The sequence below is a fragment of the Pseudomonas sp. ASL4 genome, from assembly GCF_056680395.1.
The window spans coordinates 5,757,049-5,779,289 of record NZ_CM155280.1 but is presented as its reverse complement, the minus strand read 5'-3'; the positions used below and the strand labels follow the sequence as shown (position 1 = coordinate 5,779,289).

Below are 22,241 nucleotides of genomic sequence, written 5' to 3'. Positions count from 1 at the left end.
TTCATGGCAACGATCAAGGATGTGGCGGCACTTGCAGGGATTTCCTACACCACGGTGTCCCACGTGGTGAACAAGACGCGGCCGGTCAGTGAAGAAGTGCGGGTGAAAGTCGAGGCGGCGATCAAAAGCCTCGACTACGTCCCCAGCGCCGTCGCGCGTTCGTTAAAAGCGAAAACCACGGCGACCATCGGTTTGCTGGTGCCCAACAGCCTCAACCCGTACTTCGCCGAACTGGCCCGGGGCATCGAGGATTACTGCGAGCGTAACGGCTACTGCGTAATCCTCTGCAACTCCGACGATAACCCGGACAAGCAGCGCAGCTACCTGCGGGTGCTGCTGGAAAAACGCATCGACGGCTTGATCGTTGCCTCGGCCGGTGGCGATGCCGTGCTCGCTGAAGGTCTGGCGGGCGTGCGCACGCCGATGGTGATTGTCGACCGTGGCCTGGAAGGTGTGAATGCCGATCTGGTGCGCATCGACCACGAATACGGCGCCTACCTGGCGACCCGGCATCTACTGGAGTTGGGGCATCGGGACATCGCCACAATCGGCGGGCCGGCGGACACCAGTGTGGCGCAAATGCGTCTGGCCGGTTACTGCCGGGCGTTGAAAGAGGCGGGCGTCGAAGTGCCCCGCGAGCGCATGCTGGAAAGCGACTTTACCAGCACCGGTGGCTACACAGCCGCCGCGATCCTGCTGGAAAAGAACCCGCCCAGCGCGATTTTCGCCGGTAACGACATGATCGGTATCGGTGTGCTGCGCGCGGCCGCCGAACGCAATATTCGCGTGCCCACAGAGTTGTCGGTGATCGGCTTCGATGACATCCAAATGAGCCGTTATGTTTATCCGGCGCTGACCACCGTGGGCCAGTCGATCCTGCAGCTAGGTGAGATGGCTGCCGAGGTGCTGTTGCGAAGGATTGCCACGCCGGACCTGGCCACTGATCAACGGATCGTGACCCCAAGTATTGTCTTGCGGGAGTCGACTGCACCGCTGGCTGGTGTGTTTGCTGAGTACCGCTAAACAAAAGCACCGCTGAAACCGAATTGATGAGTAATGATGTATGCCAGCAAAAGTAGTGGTAATAGGCAGCTTGAATATGGACCTGGTGACCCGGGCGCCACGGTTGCCCCGTGGCGGTGAAACGCTGATTGGTCAGTCGTTCACCACGGTCTCTGGCGGCAAGGGTGCGAACCAGGCCGTGGCCGCCGCGCGACTGGGTGCCAAGGTATCGATGGTCGGCTGCGTCGGGACCGACGCTTATGGTCAAGAGCTGCGCGGGGCATTGTTGGCGGAACGGATCGATTGTCAGGCGGTCAGCATCGTCGATGGCGCCAGTGGCGTGGCGTTGATTGTGGTTGATGACAACAGCCAGAACGCGATCGTGATTGTCGCCGGTGCCAACGGCGCGCTGACGCCGCCAGTGATCGACCGTTTCGACGCGGTGCTGCAAGCGGCGGACGTGATCATCTGTCAGCTGGAAGTGCCGGACGCCACCGTCGGTCATGCGCTCAAGCGCGGCCGTGAGCTGGGCAAAATCGTGATTCTCAACCCGGCGCCGGCCAGTCGTCCGTTACCGGCGGATTGGTATGCGTCCATCGACTACCTGATCCCGAATGAAAGCGAGGCGTCGGCCCTGAGTGGTTTGCCGGTGGATTCCCTCGACACCGCGCAAACCGCCGCGACCCGATTGATCGCGATGGGCGCCGGCAAGGTGATCATCACCCTCGGTGCCCAAGGCTCCCTGTTTGCCAACGGCACAGGTTTTGAGCATTTCCCTGCGCCGACAGTGAAGGCAGTTGATACAACGGCGGCCGGCGACACCTTTGTCGGCGGTTTTGCCGCTGCCCTGGCTTCCGGCAAAAGCGAGGCCGAGGCGATCCGTTTTGGTCAAGTCGCAGCAGCACTGTCGGTCACCCGAGCGGGTGCGCAACCTTCGATTCCTACTTTGTCCGACGTACAGGCCTTTAAAATCCCATGAAAAAGACACCTTTGCTCAACGTCGCGCTGTCGCGGCTGATCGCGTCCCTGGGTCATGGCGACATCGTGGTGATCGGTGATGCTGGCCTGCCAGTGCCGCCGGGCGTCGAACTGATCGATCTGGCGCTGACCCACGGTATTCCGGATTTCATCAGCACCTTAAAAGTGGTGCTCAGCGAAATGCAGGTCGAAAACCATGTACTCGCCCAGGAGATCCTCGACAAGCAACCGACGGCCCTGGCGACACTGGAAGAGCTGAATGCCGAAGGTGCCTTGGGCCGGCGCGACTTGCTCAGCCATGATCAATTCAAGGTCCTCAGCCGACAGGCGCGGGCGATTGTTCGTACGGGCGAATGTCAGCCGTACTGCAACATCGTGCTGGTGTCCGGGGTGACGTTCTAACTTGCTGTAACCCTTTCTGCTTTCCCACGCACAAGGAGTGCGCTATGCACCGCTATGCTCAGAAACTGCATCATCTGCTCCGGAGTCTGCTGCTTTTGTCCCTGATTACCGCAACAAGCGCCCAGGCGGCGGAAAAGATCGACTTGATCATCGACACCGACCCGGGTGCCGACGACGTGGTCGCCTTGCTGTTTGCCCTGGCCTCGCCGGAAGAACTGAACATTCGCGCACTAACCACCGTCGCTGGCAACGTACGCCTGGACAAGACTTCGCGTAATGCACGCCTGGCCCGCGAGTGGGCAGGGCGCGAAGAAGTGCCGGTCTACGCTGGCGCGCCGAAGCCGCTGATGCGCACGCCGATCTACGCCGAGAACATCCATGGCAAGGAAGGCCTGTCGGGTGTCACCGTGCACGAACCGAAGCAAGGCCTGGCCAAGGGGAATGCGGTCAATTACCTGATCGATACCCTTAAAACTGCCAAACCCCACAGCATCACCATCGCCATGCTCGGTCCACAGACCAACCTGGCCCTGGCGCTGATCCAGGAACCTGAAATCGTTCAGGGCATCAAGGAAGTGGTAATCATGGGCGGTGCGCACTTCAATGGCGGCAACATCACCCCGGTGGCTGAATTCAACCTGTTCGCTGACCCGCAGGCTGCGGAAGTGGTGCTCAAAAGTGGGGTGAAACTGACCTACCTGCCGCTGGACGTGACCCACAAGATCCTCACTAGCGACGCGCGCCTGAAGCAGATCGCCGCGCTCAACAACAATGCCGGCAAGATCGTGGGCGATATTCTCAACGAATACGTCAAAGGCGACATGGAGCACTACGGTATTCCGGGCGGCCCGGTGCATGACGCCACCGTCATCGCTTACCTGCTGAAGCCGGAGCTGTTCACCGGTCGTTCGGTCAATGTGGTGATCGACAGTCGTGAAGGTCCGACATTCGGCCAGACCGTCGTCGATTGGTATGACGGCCTGAAAGCACCAAAGAATGCTTTCTGGGTTGAAAACGGCGACGCTCAAGGCTTTTTCGATCTGCTGACCCAGCGTCTGGCTCGTTTGAAGTAAGCCGCAGACCCGCAGGTGCCAGCCTGCGGGTTTTACTCCCTTTCTGAATCCACCACGCCGGGGTAGTCGGCCGGGTATTTCTCGAATATCTGGGCGATGAACGACTGGGCGGCTTGTGTTCCCAGTTCCTTGACCAGTAGGTCGATGCCAATGATTGCCAACTCTTCCGGGCTGCCCGGGCTGTAGGAACTGTGGCCCTGTGCCCACTTGGCTTTGATGTCGGCGTCGATACTTACGGTGGTCATGATGGCGCTCGTGAAGTCGGGAAAGTCTGAGTGTCGAGTTAACCATTTTGCGCAGCGTTTGGCACTCCGACTTAGGCATGAGGGAAGGGCTATGCGACACTTGGCCTTTGATGGATTTTCAAGGACCGCGCTGTGCAGATCGATTTGAATACTCCCGACGGCTTGACCCTTGAGGCCGTGCGCCAGCTCCTGGCCTCTGCCAGCGACGATGAGCACACGCAGTTGCGGGTAACCAAGGGCGGCATCGCTTACATTTCGTCGGGCGTTGTCGGCGGCACTGATATCAATGGTCTGCTGTTTCGCCTGGAGACGTGGGCCAAGGGCTCGGGTTATGTGGGATTAGTCGCCGCCAGTGACGAGGTCTGGGTCATGCAGATCTTCAACGCGCTGAAAGAGAACTGGCCGAATCCGCTTTACGACTACATCGACGTCTATTGAGTGCTGTTCATATTCAGTCACGATTGAGTGATGAACGATGCTGCGACGCTCAGGCAAACTCGCTGACCGTCCAGATTGGGGGCAGGGTGACAGTACTGTCCGTGAAACCAAACGCCAGATTGGCGGTCGCACGATCTCAGATTAACTATTTAAAGAAGGAGGCTTCATGCCTTGGAAGCTCGCGTCATTGGGTACTTTGTTGGCCGTTGCCATGCTGGCCGGTTGCAGCACTCCCTCCACCGAGTCGACAGCAAAAGACCCTGTGGTGACCGACACCGGTCACAGCCGTTGTGATTCAAAGGCTGCAGAATTCACCATCGGCAAAAAGGCCTCGCCAGAACTGCTGGAGCAGGCACGTACTCGCGCGGGCGCGCAGAGTGCGCGGATTCTCAAGCCCAGCGATATGGTGACCCTGGAGTATCGCTCCGATCGCTTGAACCTGAACACTGACGACAACTTGGTGATCACGCGCATCAACTGCGGCTGATACCGTCAGGCTTTTGTTTCGCCCATAAAAAACCCCGTCACATGGACGGGGTTTTTTTAGTGCGCCAGAAACTTACTCTGGGCGAACTTGTGCAGCTTGCATACCCTTTTGGCCTTTCTCAGCCACGAAGGAAACGGTCTGGCCTTCTTTCAGGCTTTTGAAACCGTCGCTTTCGATAGCTTTGAAGTGTACGAACAGGTCGTCACCGCCACCTTGAGGAGTGATGAAGCCGAAGCCTTTTTCATCGTTGAACCATTTAACGGTGCCGGTTTGGCGATTAGACATGGTGTATCTCCAAGAAACATATATTTTCAGTAGTACTGTGCTGCTCAGGCCAACTGGGCACACGGGACTATCATAGTCGAAATGTACGGTTTGGGAGCCCCCCGCAGGTGCTGTTTGCCCTTAAACCGTGCTTTCTTTGCTGCTTGATCTGGCTGTAAGCCCCGTTTTAAAAGGCTTTCAGCCAAAAGTAAAGACGATAAAAAAAGCTGTAAAACCTGTATAAAATGTCCGAAAAAGCGACGCTCGGGCTCTTTTTACAGTCATCGGTGGCGTAAAAACGACTTCGCCTGGCTTATTTTTTCTCACCATTCTCGAGCCTGCATGTGGCAATTTTTTCCATTGCCTGTTTCCCCAGTGCGTCACTGGCCGTGCCGTTCATCAATGCCGTAAGGTCACTGGCAGGATATGATTTGAGCTGATCGGCGCCGCAACCACACACGGCTTTTGCCTGAGCGTTACTGATCTTCTTTTCGGCAGCAGGAACGCACTGGGCCATGTATTTATCCCGCTCGCCCTTCGGCCAATCGGCATGGGCCGCCAGAGGCAGCAGAAGGACGAGAGGGGCGACTACTGCGAATAAACGATTCAGACGCATGCTTGGATGCTCCTTGTGGGTCAAATGTCTTGTTATCTGATGGATAAAACCGGGTTCAAGTTCAGCACTCTGGCATAAAAAGCGTCGTTTTACGCTGGCATAAGGCGTGGGTGCATCGACGACCGTTCATCTGTGCTAGGATTCTGCGCTCGTGCTTTTGCAGGCTCCGGCTGACATTCAGTCCCGGCAGCGGCAACTGTACGAATAACCCTGATTTGAATCCCAGTCACTCTGGTTCGGTTTTCCGGTTGGCCGCAAGGCTCCTGCCGCTGTAAGGCAGGCGTTCGTCATTGAATGGCCTGGATCGGATCTTGTACTGGCTCATCCCAACCCACGTGACCTTTGGTAGGGGTCACCACTAGGAGAGGAGGCGCCATGCCAACTATTACTCTTCCCGACGGCAGTCAACGTTCATTCGATCACCCGGTTTCCGTGGCCGAGGTCGCCGCATCCATTGGTGCTGGCCTGGCCAAAGCCACCGTGGCCGGCAAGGTCAATGGCAAGCTGGTCGACGCCAGCGACATCATCGACAGCGATTCCACGCTGCAAATCATTACGCCAAAGGATGAAGAGGGGCTGGAGATCATTCGCCACTCTTGCGCCCACCTGGTTGGCCACGCGGTCAAGCAGCTGTACCCGACGGCCAAAATGGTCATCGGCCCGGTCATCGACGAAGGCTTCTATTACGATATCGCCTTCGAGCGTCCTTTTACGCCTGACGACCTGGCTGCAATCGAACAGCGCATGCAGCAGCTGATCGAAAAAGATTACGACGTGATCAAGAAAGTCACTCCGCGCGCCGAAGTGATCGAAGTGTTCAAGGCCCGTGGCGAAGACTACAAGCTGCGCCTGGTCGAGGACATGCCGAACGAGCAGGCCATGGGCCTGTACTATCACGAAGAATACGTCGACATGTGCCGCGGTCCGCACGTGCCGAACACGCGCTTCCTGAAATCCTTCAAGCTGACCAAGTTGTCCGGCGCCTACTGGCGTGGCGATGCCAAGAACGAGCAATTGCAGCGCGTTTACGGCACGGCTTGGGCTGACAAGAAGCAGCTGGCGGCTTACATCCAGCGCATCGAAGAAGCTGAAAAGCGCGATCACCGCAAAATCGGCAAGCGCCTGGGCCTGTTCCACACCCAGGAAGAGTCGCCGGGCATGGTGTTCTGGCACCCGAACGGCTGGACCCTGTATCAAGTGCTTGAGCAGTACATGCGCAAGGTTCAGCGCGACAATGGCTATCTGGAGATCAAGACTCCGCAGGTCGTTGACCGCAGCCTGTGGGAGAAATCCGGGCACTGGGCCAACTACGCCGACAACATGTTCACCACTCAGTCGGAAAACCGCGACTACGCGATCAAGCCAATGAACTGCCCTTGCCACGTGCAGGTGTTCAACCAAGGCTTGAAGAGCTACCGCGAACTGCCAATGCGCCTGGCCGAGTTCGGTGCTTGCCACCGTAACGAGCCATCGGGCGCGTTGCACGGCATCATGCGAGTACGTGCATTCACTCAGGACGATGCCCACATCTTCTGCACCGAAGAGCAGATGCTGGCTGAATCCGCTGCGTTTATCAAACTGACCATGGACGTTTATGCCGACTTCGGCTTTAAAGACGTCGAAATGAAGCTGTCCACTCGTCCGGAAAAACGCGTTGGTTCCGACGAATTGTGGGATCGCGCTGAAGCCGCATTGGCCGCAGCCCTTGATAACGCTGGCCTGCCGTACGATTTGCAGCCGGGCGAAGGTGCGTTCTACGGTCCGAAGATCGAATTCTCCCTGAAAGATTGCCTCGGCCGCGTCTGGCAGTGTGGTACCCTTCAGCTCGATTTTAACCTGCCTGTCCGTCTGGGAGCCGAATACGTCTCCGAAGACAACAGTCGCAAGCACCCGGTTATGTTGCACCGGGCGATCCTTGGATCCTTCGAACGTTTCGTCGGAATCCTGATCGAGCACTACGAGGGTGCATTCCCTGCGTGGCTGGCTCCGACCCAGGCAGTGATCATGAATATCACTGATAAACAGGCTGATTTCGCCGCTGAGGTTGAAAAAACTCTCAACGAAAGCGGATTTCGTGCCAAGTCTGACTTGAGAAATGAAAAGATCGGCTTTAAAATCCGCGAGCATACTTTGCTCAAGGTTCCTTATCTCTTGGTTATCGGAGATCGGGAAGTCGAGATGCAGACTGTCGCTGTGCGTACTCGTGAAGGTGCTGACCTGGGCTCGATGCCCGTCGCCCAGTTCGCTGAGTTTCTCGCGCAAGCGGTTTCCCGGCGTGGTCGCCCAGATTCGGAGTAATTACTATTAAGCGTGAAATGAGACAAGATAAACGAGCTGCACCGAAAGCCCCGATCAACGAGAATATCTCGGCACGCGAGGTTCGGTTAATTGGGGCTGAAGGTGAACAGCTTGGGATTGTGTCAATTGAAGACGCGCTTCTTAAGGCTGAAGAGGCCAAGCTGGATCTGGTGGAGATTTCCGCCGATGCAGTACCCCCTGTTTGCAAACTGATGGACTACGGCAAATCGATCTTCGAAAAGAAGAAGCAGGTTGCCGCGGCCAAGAAAAACCAGAAGCAGATTCAGGTTAAAGAAATCAAGTTTCGTCCAGGGACGGAGGAAGGGGATTACCAGGTAAAACTGCGCAACCTGGTACGTTTCCTGAGTGATGGGGACAGGGCCAAGGTATCCTTGCGATTCCGCGGCCGTGAGATGGCCCACCAGGAGCTGGGGATGGAACTCCTCAAGCGAGTTGAAGGTGACTTGCTCGAGTACGGTTCGGTCGAACAGCATCCTAAGATGGAAGGACGCCAACTGATCATGGTCATCGCCCCGAAAAAGAAGAAGTAATCAATAGGGCACGGCAGGCCTTCTGATTATGTTTATCAACTGAATGCGGAGTATCCGAACATGCCAAAAATGAAAACTAAAAGTGGTGCTGCTAAGCGGTTTCTGAAAACTGCTAACGGTATCAAGCACAAGCACGCTTTCAAGAGCCACATCCTGACTAAAATGTCGACCAAGCGTAAGCGTCAACTGCGCGGTAGCAGCTTGCTGGCACCGTGTGACGTGGCAAAAGTCGAGCGCATGCTGCGCCTTCGTTAATTTAGTCAAGAATAGAGGAAGTAACTCATGGCTCGTGTAAAGCGTGGCGTCATTGCCCGTAAACGTCACAAAAAAATTCTGAAACTTGCTAAAGGCTACTACGGCGCTCGCTCGCGCGTATTCCGTGTTGCCAAGCAAGCGGTAATCAAGGCAGGCCAATACGCCTACCGTGACCGTCGTCAGAAAAAACGTCAGTTCCGCGCTCTGTGGATCGCTCGTATCAACGCTGGTGCACGTATCAACGGTCTGTCCTACAGCCGTTTCATCGCCGGCCTGAAAAAAGCGTCCATCGAGATCGACCGTAAGGTTCTGGCTGATCTGGCAGTGAACGAAAAAGCGGCGTTTGCTGCGATTGTCGAGAAAGCTAAAGCCACCTTGGCTTAAGTACCCCCGACAGTCACCCGGCCTCACCTCTGTGGGGCCAGGTGTTAAACGTCATAAATAGGGGAAGAGCCTTCAAGCTCTTCCCCTATTTTGTATCTGGAGTCTGTACATGGAAAACCTGGACGCGCTGGTCTCTCAAGCTCTAGAGGCTGTGCAAAGCGCTGAAGATATCAATGCCCTGGAGCAAATCCGGGTTCACTACCTTGGCAAAAAGGGCGAATTGACTCAGGTGATGAAGACCCTGGGGAATTTGCCGGCAGAAGAGCGTCCGCAAGTCGGCGCCCTGATCAACGTTGCCAAGGAGCGTGTCACAGAGGTTCTCAATGCACGCAAGGCACTGTTTGAAGAGGCCGACCTGGCCGCCAAACTGTCTGCCGAGTCCATTGACGTGACCCTGCCTGGCCGTGGCCAGACCTCGGGTGGTCTGCATCCGGTTACGCGTACTCTGGAACGTATCGAACAGTTCTTTACCCACATTGGCTACGGCATCGCCGAAGGCCCTGAGGTCGAAGACGATTACCACAACTTCGAAGCGCTCAACATCCCAGGCCATCACCCGGCCCGTTCGATGCATGACACCTTCTATTTTAATGCCAACATGTTGTTGCGCACCCATACCTCGCCGGTACAGGTCCGCACCATGGAATCGAAAAAACCGCCGATCCGCATTGTCTGCCCAGGCCGTGTGTACCGCAGCGACTCCGATATCACCCACTCGCCGATGTTCCACCAGGTCGAAGGCCTGCTGGTTGATCGCGACATCAATTTCGCCGACCTCAAAGGCACCATCGAAGAGTTCCTGCGCGTGTTCTTCGAAAAAGAACTGGCCGTGCGTTTCCGTCCTTCGTACTTCCCGTTCACCGAGCCATCCGCCGAAGTCGACATGGAATGCGTGATGTGCAGCGGTAAAGGCTGCCGTGTCTGCAAGCAGACTGGCTGGCTGGAAGTGATGGGCTGCGGCATGGTTCACCCGAACGTGTTGCGTATGTCCGGGATCGACCCGGAAGAGTTCTCGGGCTTTGCCTTCGGCATGGGCGTTGAGCGTCTGGCCATGCTGCGTTACGGCGTGAACGACTTGCGTCTGTTCTTCGACAACGACTTGCGGTTCCTCGCGCAATTTCGCTAGTCGTAACGAATTCTTAGGAGAGCAGGATGAAATTCAGTGAACAATGGCTGCGTGGCTGGGTAAGCCCGCAGGTAAGTCGTGACGAGCTGGTTGCTCGTCTGTCGATGGCCGGTCTTGAGGTCGATAGCGTTACGCCGGCCGCCGGCGTATTCACCGGTGTCGTAGTGGGCGAGGTGCTGAGCACCGAGCAGCACCCGGACGCCGACAAGCTGCGTGTTTGTCAGGTCAGCAATGGCTCGGAGACCTTCCAGGTCGTTTGCGGTGCGCCAAACGTGCGCCCGGGCCTGAAGATCCCGTTCGCCATGATCGGTGCCGAACTGCCAGGCGACTTCAAAATCAAGAAAGCCAAGCTGCGTGGCGTTGAGTCCAACGGCATGCTGTGCTCCCAAGCCGAGCTGCAAGTCGGCGAAGGCAACGATGGCCTGATGGAATTGCCGGCTGATGCGCCGGTCGGTCAGGACATTCGTGAATACCTGAGCCTGGACGACGCCAGCATCGAGGTCGACCTGACCCCGAACCGCGGCGACTGCCTGTCCCTGGCCGGCATGGCCCGTGAAGTTGGCGCGCTATACGCCGCTAAAGTCACTCGTCCGGTCGTAGTCGTTGTGCCAGCCGTGCACGATGAAGTACGTTCGGTTGAAGTGCTGGCGCCAGCGGCGTGCCCACGTTACCTGGGTCGTGTGATCCGTAACGTCGACCTGTCCAAGCCTACGCCGTTGTGGATGGTTGAGCGTCTGCGTCGTGGCGACGTGCGCAGCATTGACGCTGCGGTCGACATCACCAACTACGTGATGCTGGAGCTGGGTCAACCGTTGCACGCGTTTGATCTCGCCGAAATCAATGGCGGCATCCGCGTGCGCATGGCTGAAGAAGGCGAGAAGCTGGTGCTGCTCGACGGTCAGGAAGTCAGCCTGCGTAGCGATACGCTGGTAATTGCCGACCACACCCGCGCCCTGGCAATCGCCGGCGTCATGGGTGGCGAGCACAGCGGCGTCAACACCGCGACCACTCGCGATATTTTCCTGGAAAGCGCGTTCTTCGATCAGATTGCTGTCGCTGGCAAGGCCCGTTCCTACGGCCTGCACACCGATGCCTCGCACCGCTACGAGCGTGGCGTGGACTGGCAACTGGCCCGTGAAGCCATGGAGCGCGCCACCGGCCTGCTGCTGGAAATCACTGGCGGCGAAGCCGGCCCGATCATCGAAACCGTCAGCGAGCAGCACCTGCCGAAAATCGCGCCGGTTACATTGCGTGCGCAGCGCATCACCCAGATGCTGGGCATGGAAATGGATTCGGCCGAAGTCGAGCGTCTGCTGAACGCTTTGGGGCTGACCGTTTCTGCCGATGGGGCAGGGCAGTGGCAAGTAGAAGTGCCAAGCCATCGCTTCGACATTAGCCTGGAAGTTGACCTGATCGAAGAGCTGGCCCGTCTGTACGGTTACAACCGTCTGCCGGTTCGCTACCCACAAGCCCGTCTGGCGCCACAAGCCAAGGCTGAAGCCCGTAGCGATCTGCCAGAGCTGCGTCGTCTGCTGGTGGCCCGTGGTTATCAGGAAGCGATCACTTACAGCTTCATCGATCCGAAACAGTTCGAGCTGTTTAATCCGGGTGTAGAGCCGCTGCTGCTGGCTAACCCGATTTCGAACGATATGGCCGCCATGCGTTCGTCCCTGTGGCCAGGCCTGGTCAAGGCGCTTCAGCACAACCTGAACCGTCAGCAGGATCGTGTCCGTCTGTTCGAAAGCGGTCTGCGCTTCGTCGGTCAGTTGGAAGGCTTGAAGCAAGAGCCGATGCTGGCGGGTGTTGTTTGCGGTAGCCGTCTGCCGGAAGGCTGGGCGCAAGGTCGCGATGTCGTCGACTTCTTCGACGTCAAGGCTGACGTGGAAGCGGTGCTGGGCTTCGCCGGTGCACTGGATTCGTTCACTTTCGTGCCGGGCAAGCATCCAGCGCTGCATCCGGGTCAAACCGCCCGCATCGAGCGTGAAGGTCGTTTGGTTGGTTTCGTTGGTGCTATCCACCCTGAATTGTCGAAAACCCTCGGTCTCGATCGCCCGGTCTTCGTTTTCGAGCTGGTTCTGGCCGAAGTGGCGTTGGGTAAAATGCCTAAATTCCAGGAGTTGTCGCGCTTTCCTGAAGTGCGTCGTGACCTTGCGCTGATCGCCGAAAAAGACGTCGCAGCCAGTGCCGTACTGGACGTAATCCGTGAAAATGCAGGCGAATGGCTGACAGACCTCAGGCTATTTGACGTGTATCAGGGTAAAGGTATTGATCCTGATAGAAAAAGCCTTGCAGTCGGCTTGACCTGGCAGCATCCATCGCGCACTCTTAATGACGATGAGGTGAATACTACGACGCAAAATATCCTCACCTCGCTCGAACAAAGGTTGAACGCCACGTTAAGGAAGTGACGTATGGGGGCTCTGACGAAAGCTGAGATGGCGGAACGTCTGTATGAGGAGCTGGGCCTGAATAAACGGGAGGCCAAGGAATTGGTCGAACTGTTTTTTGAAGAAATCAGGCACGCTCTTGAAGACAACGAACAAGTCAAATTGTCCGGTTTCGGCAATTTCGACCTTCGGGACAAACGCCAGCGGCCTGGCCGCAATCCGAAAACGGGTGAAGAAATCCCGATCACGGCTCGCCGTGTGGTCACCTTTCGTCCAGGGCAGAAGTTGAAGGCCCGAGTTGAGGCTTATGCTGGAACCAAGTCATAACGACGAGCTACCCGTCATCCCAGGCAAACGCTACTTCACCATCGGTGAAGTCAGCGAGCTGTGTGCGGTAAAACCACACGTGCTGCGCTACTGGGAACAGGAGTTTCCTCAACTCAACCCCGTCAAACGCCGCGGAAACCGCCGGTATTATCAGCGACAAGACGTGTTGATGATCCGGCAAATCCGCGCGCTTCTTTACGATCAAGGGTTCACCATCGGTGGCGCGCGCCTGCGTTTGTCCGGCGATGAAGCCAAAGACGACACCACTCAGTACAAGCAGATGATTCGGCAGATGATCGCTGAATTGGAAGATGTGCTGGTTGTGCTCAAGAAATAATTTCCTGCGTTTGAATACTTCCAGTTTTCAAAAGCTTGCGATATATTCTTGAGCGTTCTTCGAGATGAGGGACGAGTATCACGCCTAGTCGGGGCGTAGCGCAGTCCGGTAGCGCACTAGCATGGGGTGCTAGGGGTCGAGTGTTCGAATCACTCCGTCCCGACCATATAATTCAAGGGGTTGCGAGATTTTATTTCGCGACCCCTTTTTATTTTGTGGCGTTTTTACCCCTACAAAATGGCTAGCTCTCGGTGGAATCAACAGCTCAAAGGGGGCAGAAACTCTGCTCAAGGTTCGCCCCTTTTGGCAGCAGCCTTCACCACAGGCTCACCGGCATCCCGCCTTTTTGAGATCCGTCTTATTCACCTGCCGCCTCGCCACGCTTAACTTCTCGGCGATGAAACTCAAACATTTCCTGCAACCGCTCGACTCCTCCTTCTCCACGCCTAAGGCCGCCAGAAAACTGTTGCGTCTGTTCGCTCTAGCGTTGGTGCTTGGCGTTTACGTGGGCGCCTACAGTTACCTGCGGGCAGCGTTTAATGAGGAGATTTCGCTGCGGCGTAGTTATATGAATGAGGCGATTTCCGATGCGCAGAGTTTTTTTGTCAGTCGCCAGACGTTGCTGAAGAGCTTGGGCTTGTCGACGGTGCGTCATGTCACGGCGCCGGTGGGCAATTTCAACGAAGTGCCGGCCGAGGAGGTGCATATCACCCTGGGCGAGGCGGGCAATATCTGGAGCCTGTGGCTGACCAAGCGCATGCTCGATTACCTGGAGGTCAATCAGGTCAATCTGATTTACGTGGCCCAGCGTGCCGAGCCTGTGGTGGAACGCCTGTTTACCGTAGGCATTGCCCCCGCGAATGTGCCGGAGCCGGTATTGCGGCGGTTGATGGCGGTGGACACTGGCAAGGTTTCGGTCAGCGATGAGTTGTGGCTGACCGAGCAGAACCGCCTGGATTCGCCGCTGTACATCTTCACCCGCCTCGACGACCGTAGCCCCACCTCGGGTTGGCTCGGGTTGGAGGTGGACGGGCCGGACCTGATCAATGCCTTGCAGCATGAAAAAGCCGGCGACTTCATGTTGCTCGACGGCTCAGGCCAGCTGATTTTCAGCAGCTCGCCGCATCAACCCGCCGCTGTGCAGGTGCTGCGTCAGTATCATTCCACGGCCAGTTTCGGTTGGGAGGGCAGTCGTTGGTTGCCGGACCGATTGGCTATTCGAAAGCACCTCGGTTATTCCCAATGGCAGATCGTCTACAGCCTGGAGTTGCGTTCACTGTTGCCCAGTCTGGCCTTGCCGTTGCTGGTGTGCCTGATGCTGTGCGTATTGGCGAGCCTGGTGATGGTGCGGCTGGTGCGGCGCATCGATCAGCGGTTGATTATCCCGGCGGCCAATCGCATCGAAGCGCTGGTGGAGAGTGAGGCGTTCAGCAGCGCGGTGATTCGCATCGCCCCGGTGGCCTTGTGTGTACTGCGTCGCAGCGATGGCGAGGTGGTGCTGGAAAACCCCTTGTCTCGCCAATGGCTGGGCAACGGTCAGGAGCGCCAGCAGTTGTGCCACGGCTGGATTCGCCGCGCCTTCCATGAGTCCGAGCAAGGCAGTACCGACGAGCTGCAAACGGCCGACGGCCGCCACCTGTACCTGAGTTTCGCGCCAACCCGTTACCAGCGTGAAGATGTGTTGATCTGCGCCTTCAGTGATATCACCGAGCGCAAACAGGTGGAGTTGGCGTTGCAGCAGGCGCGCACTCTGGCGGACGCGGCGAATGAGGCCAAGACCCTGTTCCTGGCGACTATGAGCCATGAAATCCGCACGCCGCTGTATGGCGTGCTGGGTACTCTGGAATTGCTGGCGCGCACCGACCTCAACAGCCAGCAGCGCGGCTACCTGAATGCCATCGAAGGCTCGTCGGCGAATTTGCTGCAAATGATCTGTGATGTGTTGGATGTGTCGAAAATCGAGGCTGGGCAACTGTCCCTCGAGTTCAGCACTTTTTCGCCGATTGAGTTGGTGCAGAAGGTGATCCAAGGCTACGCTGGCGCCGCCCAAAGCAAGGGCCTGCAGTTGTTTGCCTGCCTGGACCCGCAACTGCCCGACCGCGTGCGCGGGGATGCCACGCGCATCCGTCAGATCCTCAATAACCTGCTGAACAACGCGCTGAAATTCACCGAGAGCGGCCGGATTGTGTTGCGCCTGCGCCTGGAAAGCCGTGAAGGAGAGCGCGCCATGTTGCAGTGGCAGGTGGTCGATACCGGCAAGGGCATTGCCGAGGAGGACCAGCAGTATCTGTTCGAGCCGTTCTTCCAGGCCAGTGGCAATGCCAATGTTGTCGCCGGCACCGGCCTTGGGTTGTCGATCTGCAAGCGCCTGATGCACTTGATGAACGGCTCGTTGCGGGTGGTCAGCGAGCCGGGCCTGGGCAGCAGTTTTTCCTTCACTTTGCCACTGGAGCAAGTCAGTGACGACGGCAATGACCCTTGGGCCCAATCACTGCTGGGGGAGCGGGTCTATGTTGTGTCGCCGGTGCGGGAGCTGGCGGAAAGTGTCGGCGGCTGGTTGCGCCGCTGGGGCGCTCGGGCGCAACTCGGCGCGCCGGAGTCCGCCGAGGCCGACCCCGGCGCGGTTCTGGTAGAGCTTTATCCCGGCCCGACCGAGCCCGGCCAGTTGATGCGTTGGTCAGGGCCGCGGGTCAGGGCCGCCGTCGATGAACATGGCGCCTATAAAGGGCCCGGTGCGTGCTGGCAGATCGGCCTGAACAACTTGCAGGCCCTCAATCGTGCGGTCAGCCGCGCCCAGGGGGGCGAAGAGCAGCTGTCACCCAGGAACAGCGAGAAACCCACCGAGTTCAGCCTCAACCTGCGTCTGCTGGTGGCCGAAGACAACCTGATCAACCAGTTGATCCTGCGCGACCAACTGGAAGAGCTCGGCTGCACCGTGGTGCTGGCCGGCGATGGCGTTGAGGCCCTTTCACTGTGGGACGACACCGTGTTCGACATGATCCTCACCGACGTCAACATGCCGCGCATGAATGGTTACGAACTCACCGAACAACTACGCCGTCTGGGTTGCTCGCTGCCGATCATCGGCGCCACAGCCAACGCGATGCTCGACGAAGCCGAGCGTTGCCTGAGCGCGGGCATGGATCATTGTCTGGTCAAACCCTTTACCCTGCGGGCCCTCTATCAGTGCTTGCATCGCTATCAGAGGAGGGTGCTTTGAGTGCCTATCGCGTGCTCATTGTGGAGGACCATCCTTTTCAGCATGAGTACCTGATCAACGTCTTCCAGGCCATTGGCGGCTTTGACGTCGACGTGGTTTGGGATGGCGTCACCGCATTGCAACGCCTGGCCCGACAGCGCTACGACCTGTTGCTCAGCGATTTGATGATGCCGGGGATGGACGGCGTGCAACTGATCCAGCAATTGGCCCGAATGCAGGCGCCGCCGGCACTGGCGCTGATGAGCGTGGCGTCGCGGCGCATGCTGGTGGGCGCCGGGCAGGTAGCGGGGAATCTGGGGCTGATCGTCGCAGGGCTGATCTCCAAGCCGGTGCGCGAACCCGAGGTGCGCACTCTGCGCGATTGCCTGGACAAACTGGCCGAGCAGGCGCGCACGCCGTGTTGCCATCGGGGTGTCAGCCATGCCCGGGAAAACCTGGTGCACGCCTTGGCCAACGGTGAGGTCCAGGCCTGGTTCCAACCCAAGAAATCCCTGCACGACGGGCGGATCGTCGGCGCTGAAGCCCTGGCGCGCTGGGTGCACCCGGTGGAAGGGTTATTGATGCCAGGGGAGTTCCTCGGTGAGATCGAGCGCCAGGGCCTAGAAACCCAGTTGCTGACCTGCATCCTTGCCCAGGCCCTCACCGCGCAGGCCCAGTGGGCGCAGCTTGGTTACAGGCTGCCGGTGTCGATCAACCTGCCCACGCATTTACTCGACCAGTGCGACCTGGTCGACCGCCTGCTAGCCCAGGTGCAGAGCAGCGACGCCGAACCCCGGCAAATCACCTTCGAATTGATGGAAAGCTCCACCACACTGTTGCCCAGTAACTACTTCGCTGGAGCATGCCGCTTGCGCATGATGGGCTTTGGGCTGGCGCAGGATGATTTCGGCAAGGGATTCAGTTCCTACTTTAATCTGGTGTCCACGCCGTTCAATGAGGTCAAGATTGACCGCTCACTGGTGCATGGGTGTGCTGAGAACGAGAGCCTGGCGTCGGCCTTGCAGAGCATTGTCGAACTGGGCCGTAAACTCGGGCTGACCACCATCGCCGAGGGGGCCGAGACCCAGGCGGAGCTGGCTGTCTTGCGGCGCATTCGATGCGATCAGGTACAAGGCTTCCTGATCTCCCAAGCCGTGGCGGTGGATAAATTCAGTGCGTTGTTGATAGAGGATGGCCCTACGCCAGCACTTATGTAAACTGCCAGGGTCACACAGTCATGAAGCCCAAAGGAAGGGTCGCCCGGTCAGTCGGGCGTTATTGGCCAATGCCGGGATCAAGCATAGGCCCCACGTCCTGATACAGGCTTCTGCGGTACTGACGATGAAACATGCAAGTCTGCGCTTGGATAAGCTGGCGCAAAGCTCCCAACGCCTGAACAAAGCCCTGTTATTACTGACGGGATTCGCCTTGTTGCTGTCCAGCAGTTGCTACTGGGCGGTGTCGCGGTTGCTCGAAGCCGAACAAGAAAAAGTCGAGTTTCACTTCGCCCGGGTAGTGGAGATCATCCATGAGCATGAGGCGTTCCTGCGTAATGTGGCCACCGGCTACAGCCGCAGCAACGCGCCGCCGCTGCCGGCAGTGCAGTCGACTTCTGTGGTGGAGTTGCAGCGCGATGCCGGTCAGGTGGTATTGCAGGCCAAGGGGTTCGCCTTATCGCTGCCGTTCACTTTGTCCCACGCTGAGACTTTCTCGGCGGATGACACGCGGCGGGCGCTGGCGTTTGGCGTGCAACTGACCGACTACTATGGCAGCTTCTGGTCCAGTTCGTTTTACGCCTCACCGCAGTTGTTCGTGTCTACCCCCAATAATGTCTCCAGCCTGGCCGTGCCTGGCATTGGCGGGTTGCGCCAGCACCAGCCGTTGTCGCGCGAGCAATACCGCGAGGTGGTGAGCCGTTTGCATCAACTGCAGCAGAGCCAGAGTACGCTGCTCAATGACAGACGCGTGCGCTGGATGCGCGCGCCGTTGCAGCTATATCACAACAGTCGCAGTGTGGTTGCGATGATCGGCCTCGATGCGCCCGCCGCCGTACTGCCGGCCAATCAGCCCCAAGGCCTGCTGACTTTGGCGGCCGTGGTAGACACGTCCCAGGTCGATGAATTCGAGCGGGTGCTTCAACTGTCGGTCTACAACCAGTTCACCCTGATCTCGCCCCAGGGCGACGTGTTGCTTGGCAGCCTCGGCGATGAACATATGGTGCCCCTGGGCTTGAGCTTCAACAGCCAGGGCTTGCGGTTCAAGATGGTCAGCGAGGGCGGTGAGCACTGGACGGGCTTGTACGCCATCAGCTACCAAGACTTTCTGCGCTACGCCAAATGGCCGCTGTTAGGCTTGGGCCTGACGTTTCTTGCGGCCGTGCTGCTGGGCTGGTGGATCAACCATTGGTACAAGACGCGTATCGTCAGCCCGGCCCAGCGAGCCCAGGAGCGCCTGTTCGAGAGCGAAGCGTTCAACCGCATCATGCTGCACAACGCCCCGGCGGGTCTGTGCGTGGTGCGTCGCAGCGACCGCCAGTTGCTCCTGGAAAACCAGCGCGCCCTGCAACTGCGCGGCACCGCGCCATTGCTGGAGGTGTTGAAAGCCAACGATGGCCCGGACACACCCGGCGAAATGTGCCTGGCGGTAGAGGGGCGCTACCTGCAGGTTGTGGTGGTGGCCGCGCGCTACGAGGGCGAAGACGTATTTCTCTGCGGCTGTAACGACATCACCCGGCATGTGGACGAAACCCTGCTTTTGAACCAGGCCCGCCAGGAAGCCACCGCCGCCAACGAGGCCAAGACGGTGTTCCTGGCGACCATGAGTCATGAGATCCGCACACCCTTGTATGGCGTGCTGGGCAACCTGGAACTGATGGCCCTGACCGATATGAGCGAACGCCAGCGGCAGTACCTGGAAGTTATCCAAGGTTCCTCCACCGTTCTGTTCCAACTGATCAGCAACGTGCTGGATGTGTCGAAAATCGAGTCCGGGCAAATGGCCGTGGAAGCGGCGGCGTTCAACCCGGGCCAGTTGGTGGAAGAGTCGGTGCTGGTGTTTACCGCGACGGCGCGCAACAAAGGCTTGCAGATCGATGCCGAAATTGACCCGCAACTACCGCCGCGACTGCTTGGCGATGCCGGTCGGATCCGGCAGATCTTGCATAACCTGTTGGGTAACGCCATCAAGTTCACTGATTCCGGGCGGGTGCGTTTGCGCTTGACGGTGCAACAGTTGCTTGAGGATGAAGTCGCCTTGCAATGGCAGGTCACCGACACTGGCGTGGGCATTCCGGAAAAGGCTCTGGACCAGTTGTTCAAGCCTTTTTATCAGGTGACGGGCGGCCAGGACGGCAATGGCGCGGGCCTGGGCTTGTCTATCTGCTCGCGGTTGAGTGAACTGATGGGCGGCAGCATGCGCGTGGTCAGTGAGCCTGGGTTGGGCAGCAGCTTTTCGCTGTTCATCACCTTGCCGGTGCTCAAGGAGACCCCGTCATCAGCCGCGCAACCGTCGATGCCACTGTGTACTGATGCACCTTGTTTGAACGTGCGCGTGCTGGTGGCCGAAGACAACCCGGTCAGCCAGGCGGTGCTGCAAGAGCAGCTCGAAGCCCTGGGGGCTCACCCTACCGTGGCGCGGGACGGCGAGCACGCCTTGCAAATCTGGGGCTCCCAGCCGTTCGACCTAGTGATCACCGATATCAATATGCCGCGGCTCAATGGCTACGACTTGGCCCGCGCCTTGCGCGAACAAGGCGTGCAGGTGCCGATTATCGGGGTAACCGCCAATGCCCTGCGTGAGGAGGGCGAGCGTTGTCTGGCGGTGGGCATGAACGCGTGGGTGGTCAAGCCGTTGAGCTTGAGCATGCTGCGCCAGGCGTTGATGGCGCACTGTCGGCGGGCGACTGCCTTGTCGGTTGCGCAGCCGGATCGGGACCGCGAAGGCTGGATCGAGTTATCCCCGGCCATGCGCCAATTGATGGGCGACACCTTGCTGGTCGACGTCCAGCAGATCGAACAAGGTCTGGCTGCCGCCGATGCCACGCTGGTCCGCCAGCGCCTGCACTGCCTCAATGGCGCGCTGGCCAGCGTGCACGCCGGGGCGCTGTCCAACGCTTGCCAGGAGTGGGAGAGCACCCTGTGCGAAGGCCCACTGGATACGCACGCCACCACACAGATCCGGGTGTTGTGTTCACGGTTGACGGCGGTGGCGCAATGCTTACTGGCAGAGTCATCCACTCGATGAATGTCCACTACAAGAAAGGTAAAAAATGCGAGAAATAAACGTCGTCATCGCCGATGACCACCCCATCGTGCTGGTGGGCGTGCGGGAAATCGTCCAGCGCGATTCGCGCTATAGCCTGGTGGGCGAGGCAGTCAGCTCCAGCCAACTGATCGAACAGTTGCGCATTCATCGGCCGCAAGTCTTGATCACCGATTTCAACATGCCGGGTGACGATACCTACGGCGATGGCTTGAAGCTGATCGAATACATCCTGCGGCACTTCCCCGAGACCCAGGTGCTGGTGCTGACCATGATCTCCAACACCCTGATCCTCACCCGCTTGCAGGAGTTGGGCGTGGCGGGGGTGATCCAGAAAAACCACCTGCATGGCGAAATCGAAAAAGCCTTGAGCGCCATCAGTGCCCAGCGCAGTTACCAGGGGCCGGAGCCTGTGGCGACGTCGGTGGTGGGCAACCCGTATCAGGTACAGGAGCGTTTCCAGAGCCTGTCGCCCCGGGAGATGGAAGTGCTGCGTTTGTTTGTCACGGGGATGAGCGTCAGCGATATCGCGCGGCAACTGAGCCGCAGCAACAAGACCGTCAGCGCGCAAAAGATCTCGGCCATGCGCAAGTTGGATGTCGACAGTGACCAGGCCTTGCTGACCTATTGCATCGAGACCAGGCAGTTCCAGTAGTCAGCGGTAGGTCATCTGCATCAACAGCGTCGCGCTGTAGCTGCCTGCTTCGGGCAGTTCACCCAGTGACACGGGCTTGACCCGCAGGGTCAGTTCCAGCGGTCCTTCTTCCACCGGCCAGGTGCCGGTTTCCCCCAGGCTGAAATCTGCCTTGGCGCTTTTATTCAACAGGCTCAGACGCAGCCCCAGGGCAGGGCGATTGGTGAGCAGGGTCTGACTATCGGCGCTGCCCAAGCCCGCCGAGAGTGTAAGGGTCACTCGGCTGCCGGCGTTGCAATCGAAGATCAACGGCACATCGGTGGCGGCGACGTTGTCATCCTGCAGTTGGTTGAGGTTGGCCTCACCCAATTTCACCTGCTGTGAAGTCGGAAAGCGCGGCGTGCAGGGCGGGGCGATCAGCTTGCCGTTGATGTCGATCTTCGCCTCATCCGCCGGTTGCGCGACCGCCGCACTGGCCACGGTCATCAGTATCCAAAGCAGCGCTTTCATAGGTAATTGATGGTCATGACCATCGACGAAGTGAACGCTCCCGGCGTCAGTGCACCGCGAGCGACCAACTGAGCCCTGAGGCTGATATCGACGTTGCCGCTGAGGTTGTTGTAGGCCTTGGTGCTGCCGTTGAAATTCGCCGCCGAGTTGTCGTCCCATAGCAGCGACACGCCGAGGTTGTCGGCCGTGGTTTTGGCCACGGTGGCGGTGTGCGTGCCATTGTTGGAGGTGAAGCTGACGTTCAGCGAAGAACCTGCCGGGCAGACTAAAACTACCGGCACAAGCGCCGTGCCGGTGGTGGCCACCTGGTCGATGCGTACATCGCCGAACTCGGCGATCAGGTTGGTGTTGGTACTCATTACACAAGGCGGGCGTGTGAGGGTGCCACGCACGGTGATATTCACCGTGTCGGCGGCCTGGGCGGTGGCGCTGAGCAGCGCCAGGGCGAGCAGTGACGTTTTCATGGCA

At 58.6% G+C, this 22,241-nt stretch carries 23 protein-coding genes and 1 tRNA gene; 19 read left to right on the top strand and 5 right to left on the bottom strand.

Annotated elements, in window-relative coordinates; genetic code table 11:
* Positions 1 to 3: 3 nt before the first annotated feature.
* Genes AC1MEW_RS26380 through AC1MEW_RS26365 form a run of 4 tightly spaced genes read left to right on the top strand, consistent with a single transcriptional unit; the run spans position 4 to position 3,455 of the window.
* Positions 4 to 1,023, top strand: coding sequence for a LacI family DNA-binding transcriptional regulator (locus AC1MEW_RS26380; RefSeq protein WP_322267943.1), 1,020 nt, complete (start codon positions 4 to 6; stop codon positions 1,021 to 1,023).
* A gap of 40 nt (positions 1,024 to 1,063) precedes the next feature.
* Positions 1,064 to 1,981, top strand: a complete 918-nt coding sequence (rbsK, locus tag AC1MEW_RS26375) for a ribokinase (RefSeq protein ID WP_201202317.1) — start codon at positions 1,064 to 1,066, stop codon at positions 1,979 to 1,981.
* Entirely contained in the window at positions 1,978 to 2,382 is a 405-nt protein-coding gene (gene rbsD / locus AC1MEW_RS26370) for a D-ribose pyranase (RefSeq protein WP_480424193.1), read from the top strand. The genes rbsK and rbsD overlap by 4 nt, the downstream gene beginning before the upstream one ends.
* A 44-nt stretch (positions 2,383 to 2,426) precedes the next feature.
* On the top strand, positions 2,427 to 3,455 hold the full coding sequence (locus AC1MEW_RS26365) for a nucleoside hydrolase (RefSeq protein WP_322267944.1): 1,029 nt from the start codon (positions 2,427 to 2,429) through the stop codon (positions 3,453 to 3,455).
* Between the two features lie 32 nt (positions 3,456 to 3,487).
* Here the strand turns inward: AC1MEW_RS26365 and AC1MEW_RS26360 are convergent, their stop codons facing one another.
* On the bottom strand, positions 3,488 to 3,700 hold the full coding sequence (locus tag AC1MEW_RS26360; protein WP_201188749.1) for a hypothetical protein: 213 nt from the start codon (positions 3,698 to 3,700) through the stop codon (positions 3,488 to 3,490).
* A 132-nt stretch (positions 3,701 to 3,832) separates the two neighbouring features.
* Between AC1MEW_RS26360 and AC1MEW_RS26355 the strand changes: the two genes are divergently transcribed.
* Together AC1MEW_RS26355 and AC1MEW_RS26350 are read left to right on the top strand one after the other, a co-directional pair.
* Positions 3,833 to 4,138 carry a hypothetical protein gene (locus tag AC1MEW_RS26355; RefSeq protein ID WP_201202326.1) on the top strand — a complete coding sequence of 102 codons (306 nt, stop codon included), beginning with the start codon at positions 3,833 to 3,835 and terminating at the stop codon, positions 4,136 to 4,138.
* A 166-nt stretch (positions 4,139 to 4,304) separates the two neighbouring features.
* Positions 4,305 to 4,625, top strand: a complete 321-nt coding sequence (locus AC1MEW_RS26350) for an I78 family peptidase inhibitor (RefSeq protein ID WP_201202327.1) — start codon at positions 4,305 to 4,307, stop codon at positions 4,623 to 4,625.
* Positions 4,626 to 4,697: 72 nt separating this feature from the next.
* Here AC1MEW_RS26350 and AC1MEW_RS26345 read toward each other — a convergent pair whose 3' ends face one another.
* Together AC1MEW_RS26345 and AC1MEW_RS26340 are read right to left on the bottom strand one after the other, a co-directional pair.
* Positions 4,698 to 4,910: a cold-shock protein gene (locus tag AC1MEW_RS26345; RefSeq protein WP_003179963.1), complete on the bottom strand. Its 213-nt coding sequence runs from the start codon at positions 4,908 to 4,910 to the stop codon at positions 4,698 to 4,700.
* Between the two features lie 292 nt (positions 4,911 to 5,202).
* Entirely contained in the window at positions 5,203 to 5,505 is a 303-nt protein-coding gene (locus tag AC1MEW_RS26340) for a hypothetical protein (RefSeq protein WP_201202328.1), read from the bottom strand.
* 375 nt (positions 5,506 to 5,880) lie between these two features.
* Here AC1MEW_RS26340 and thrS point away from each other — a divergent pair, with 375 nt between their 5' ends.
* The 13 genes from thrS (at position 5,881) to AC1MEW_RS26275 (ending at position 21,284) form a co-directional block, all read left to right on the top strand.
* Complete coding sequence (thrS, locus tag AC1MEW_RS26335; RefSeq protein WP_322267945.1) at positions 5,881 to 7,803, top strand: threonine--tRNA ligase; 1,923 nt, start codon at positions 5,881 to 5,883, stop codon at positions 7,801 to 7,803.
* Positions 7,803 to 8,354: a translation initiation factor IF-3 gene (gene infC, locus AC1MEW_RS26330; protein ID WP_176469887.1), complete on the top strand. Its 552-nt coding sequence runs from the start codon at positions 7,803 to 7,805 to the stop codon at positions 8,352 to 8,354. Before thrS ends, infC begins: the two co-directional genes overlap by 1 nt.
* Before the next feature lie 60 nt (positions 8,355 to 8,414).
* Positions 8,415 to 8,609: a 50S ribosomal protein L35 gene (gene rpmI / locus AC1MEW_RS26325; RefSeq protein WP_008145659.1), complete on the top strand. Its 195-nt coding sequence runs from the start codon at positions 8,415 to 8,417 to the stop codon at positions 8,607 to 8,609.
* Between the two features lie 27 nt (positions 8,610 to 8,636).
* Positions 8,637 to 8,993, top strand: a complete 357-nt coding sequence (gene rplT / locus AC1MEW_RS26320; RefSeq protein ID WP_007905879.1) for a 50S ribosomal protein L20 — start codon at positions 8,637 to 8,639, stop codon at positions 8,991 to 8,993.
* Positions 8,994 to 9,102: 109 nt separating this feature from the next.
* Positions 9,103 to 10,119: a phenylalanine--tRNA ligase subunit alpha gene (gene pheS, locus AC1MEW_RS26315; RefSeq protein ID WP_054596661.1), complete on the top strand. Its 1,017-nt coding sequence runs from the start codon at positions 9,103 to 9,105 to the stop codon at positions 10,117 to 10,119.
* A 26-nt stretch (positions 10,120 to 10,145) separates the two neighbouring features.
* Complete coding sequence (pheT, locus tag AC1MEW_RS26310; protein ID WP_480424190.1) at positions 10,146 to 12,527, top strand: phenylalanine--tRNA ligase subunit beta; 2,382 nt, start codon at positions 10,146 to 10,148, stop codon at positions 12,525 to 12,527.
* Positions 12,528 to 12,530: 3 nt separating this feature from the next.
* On the top strand, positions 12,531 to 12,833 hold the full coding sequence (ihfA, locus tag AC1MEW_RS26305; RefSeq protein ID WP_002553164.1) for an integration host factor subunit alpha: 303 nt from the start codon (positions 12,531 to 12,533) through the stop codon (positions 12,831 to 12,833).
* A complete protein-coding gene (locus tag AC1MEW_RS26300; protein WP_003179985.1) occupies positions 12,814 to 13,170 on the top strand; it encodes a MerR family transcriptional regulator in 357 nt (118 codons plus the stop codon). The genes ihfA and AC1MEW_RS26300 overlap by 20 nt, the downstream gene beginning before the upstream one ends.
* 89 nt (positions 13,171 to 13,259) lie before the next feature.
* A tRNA-Pro gene (locus tag AC1MEW_RS26295) sits at positions 13,260 to 13,336 on the top strand.
* Between the two features lie 231 nt (positions 13,337 to 13,567).
* Positions 13,568 to 16,390, top strand: coding sequence for an ATP-binding protein (locus tag AC1MEW_RS26290; protein ID WP_480427348.1), 2,823 nt, complete (start codon positions 13,568 to 13,570; stop codon positions 16,388 to 16,390).
* Complete coding sequence (gene pvrR / locus AC1MEW_RS26285) at positions 16,387 to 17,586, top strand: response regulator cyclic di-GMP phosphodiesterase PvrR (RefSeq protein WP_480424188.1); 1,200 nt, start codon at positions 16,387 to 16,389, stop codon at positions 17,584 to 17,586. The genes AC1MEW_RS26290 and pvrR overlap by 4 nt, the downstream gene beginning before the upstream one ends.
* Positions 17,587 to 17,710: 124 nt before the next feature.
* On the top strand, positions 17,711 to 20,611 hold the full coding sequence (locus AC1MEW_RS26280; RefSeq protein ID WP_480424187.1) for an ATP-binding protein: 2,901 nt from the start codon (positions 17,711 to 17,713) through the stop codon (positions 20,609 to 20,611).
* Between the two features lie 25 nt (positions 20,612 to 20,636).
* On the top strand, positions 20,637 to 21,284 hold the full coding sequence (locus AC1MEW_RS26275; protein WP_201180472.1) for a response regulator: 648 nt from the start codon (positions 20,637 to 20,639) through the stop codon (positions 21,282 to 21,284).
* Here AC1MEW_RS26275 and AC1MEW_RS26270 read toward each other — a convergent pair whose 3' ends face one another.
* Positions 21,285 to 21,773 carry a fimbrial protein gene (locus AC1MEW_RS26270; protein WP_480424185.1) on the bottom strand — a complete coding sequence of 163 codons (489 nt, stop codon included), beginning with the start codon at positions 21,771 to 21,773 and terminating at the stop codon, positions 21,285 to 21,287. It abuts the gene before it with no gap.
* Complete coding sequence (locus tag AC1MEW_RS26265; protein WP_201180474.1) at positions 21,770 to 22,237, bottom strand: fimbrial protein; 468 nt, start codon at positions 22,235 to 22,237, stop codon at positions 21,770 to 21,772. Before AC1MEW_RS26265 ends, AC1MEW_RS26270 begins: the two co-directional genes overlap by 4 nt.
* Between the last annotated feature and the right edge of the window lie 4 nt (positions 22,238 to 22,241).

What these genes read in the sequence shown, in the direction of transcription:
- AC1MEW_RS26380 (WP_322267943.1), top strand. Translation starts at nt 4, where the DNA reads ATGGCAACGATCAAGGATGTGGCGGCACTTGCAGGGATTTCCTACACC.
- rbsK (WP_201202317.1), top strand. Translation starts at nt 1,064, where the DNA reads ATGCCAGCAAAAGTAGTGGTAATAGGCAGCTTGAATATGGACCTGGTG.
- rbsD (WP_480424193.1), top strand. Translation starts at nt 1,978, where the DNA reads ATGAAAAAGACACCTTTGCTCAACGTCGCGCTGTCGCGGCTGATCGCG.
- AC1MEW_RS26365 (WP_322267944.1), top strand. Translation starts at nt 2,427, where the DNA reads ATGCACCGCTATGCTCAGAAACTGCATCATCTGCTCCGGAGTCTGCTG.
- AC1MEW_RS26360 (WP_201188749.1), bottom strand. Translation starts at nt 3,700, where the DNA reads ATGACCACCGTAAGTATCGACGCCGACATCAAAGCCAAGTGGGCACAG.
- AC1MEW_RS26350 (WP_201202327.1), top strand. Translation starts at nt 4,305, where the DNA reads ATGCCTTGGAAGCTCGCGTCATTGGGTACTTTGTTGGCCGTTGCCATG.
- AC1MEW_RS26345 (WP_003179963.1), bottom strand. Translation starts at nt 4,910, where the DNA reads ATGTCTAATCGCCAAACCGGCACCGTTAAATGGTTCAACGATGAAAAA.
- AC1MEW_RS26340 (WP_201202328.1), bottom strand. Translation starts at nt 5,505, where the DNA reads ATGCGTCTGAATCGTTTATTCGCAGTAGTCGCCCCTCTCGTCCTTCTG.
- thrS (WP_322267945.1), top strand. Translation starts at nt 5,881, where the DNA reads ATGCCAACTATTACTCTTCCCGACGGCAGTCAACGTTCATTCGATCAC.
- rpmI (WP_008145659.1), top strand. Translation starts at nt 8,415, where the DNA reads ATGCCAAAAATGAAAACTAAAAGTGGTGCTGCTAAGCGGTTTCTGAAA.
- rplT (WP_007905879.1), top strand. Translation starts at nt 8,637, where the DNA reads ATGGCTCGTGTAAAGCGTGGCGTCATTGCCCGTAAACGTCACAAAAAA.
- pheS (WP_054596661.1), top strand. Translation starts at nt 9,103, where the DNA reads ATGGAAAACCTGGACGCGCTGGTCTCTCAAGCTCTAGAGGCTGTGCAA.
- pheT (WP_480424190.1), top strand. Translation starts at nt 10,146, where the DNA reads ATGAAATTCAGTGAACAATGGCTGCGTGGCTGGGTAAGCCCGCAGGTA.
- ihfA (WP_002553164.1), top strand. Translation starts at nt 12,531, where the DNA reads ATGGGGGCTCTGACGAAAGCTGAGATGGCGGAACGTCTGTATGAGGAG.
- AC1MEW_RS26300 (WP_003179985.1), top strand. Translation starts at nt 12,814, where the DNA reads ATGCTGGAACCAAGTCATAACGACGAGCTACCCGTCATCCCAGGCAAA.
- AC1MEW_RS26290 (WP_480427348.1), top strand. Translation starts at nt 13,568, where the DNA reads ATGAAACTCAAACATTTCCTGCAACCGCTCGACTCCTCCTTCTCCACG.
- AC1MEW_RS26280 (WP_480424187.1), top strand. Translation starts at nt 17,711, where the DNA reads ATGAAACATGCAAGTCTGCGCTTGGATAAGCTGGCGCAAAGCTCCCAA.
- AC1MEW_RS26275 (WP_201180472.1), top strand. Translation starts at nt 20,637, where the DNA reads ATGCGAGAAATAAACGTCGTCATCGCCGATGACCACCCCATCGTGCTG.
- AC1MEW_RS26270 (WP_480424185.1), bottom strand. Translation starts at nt 21,773, where the DNA reads ATGAAAGCGCTGCTTTGGATACTGATGACCGTGGCCAGTGCGGCGGTC.
- AC1MEW_RS26265 (WP_201180474.1), bottom strand. Translation starts at nt 22,237, where the DNA reads ATGAAAACGTCACTGCTCGCCCTGGCGCTGCTCAGCGCCACCGCCCAG.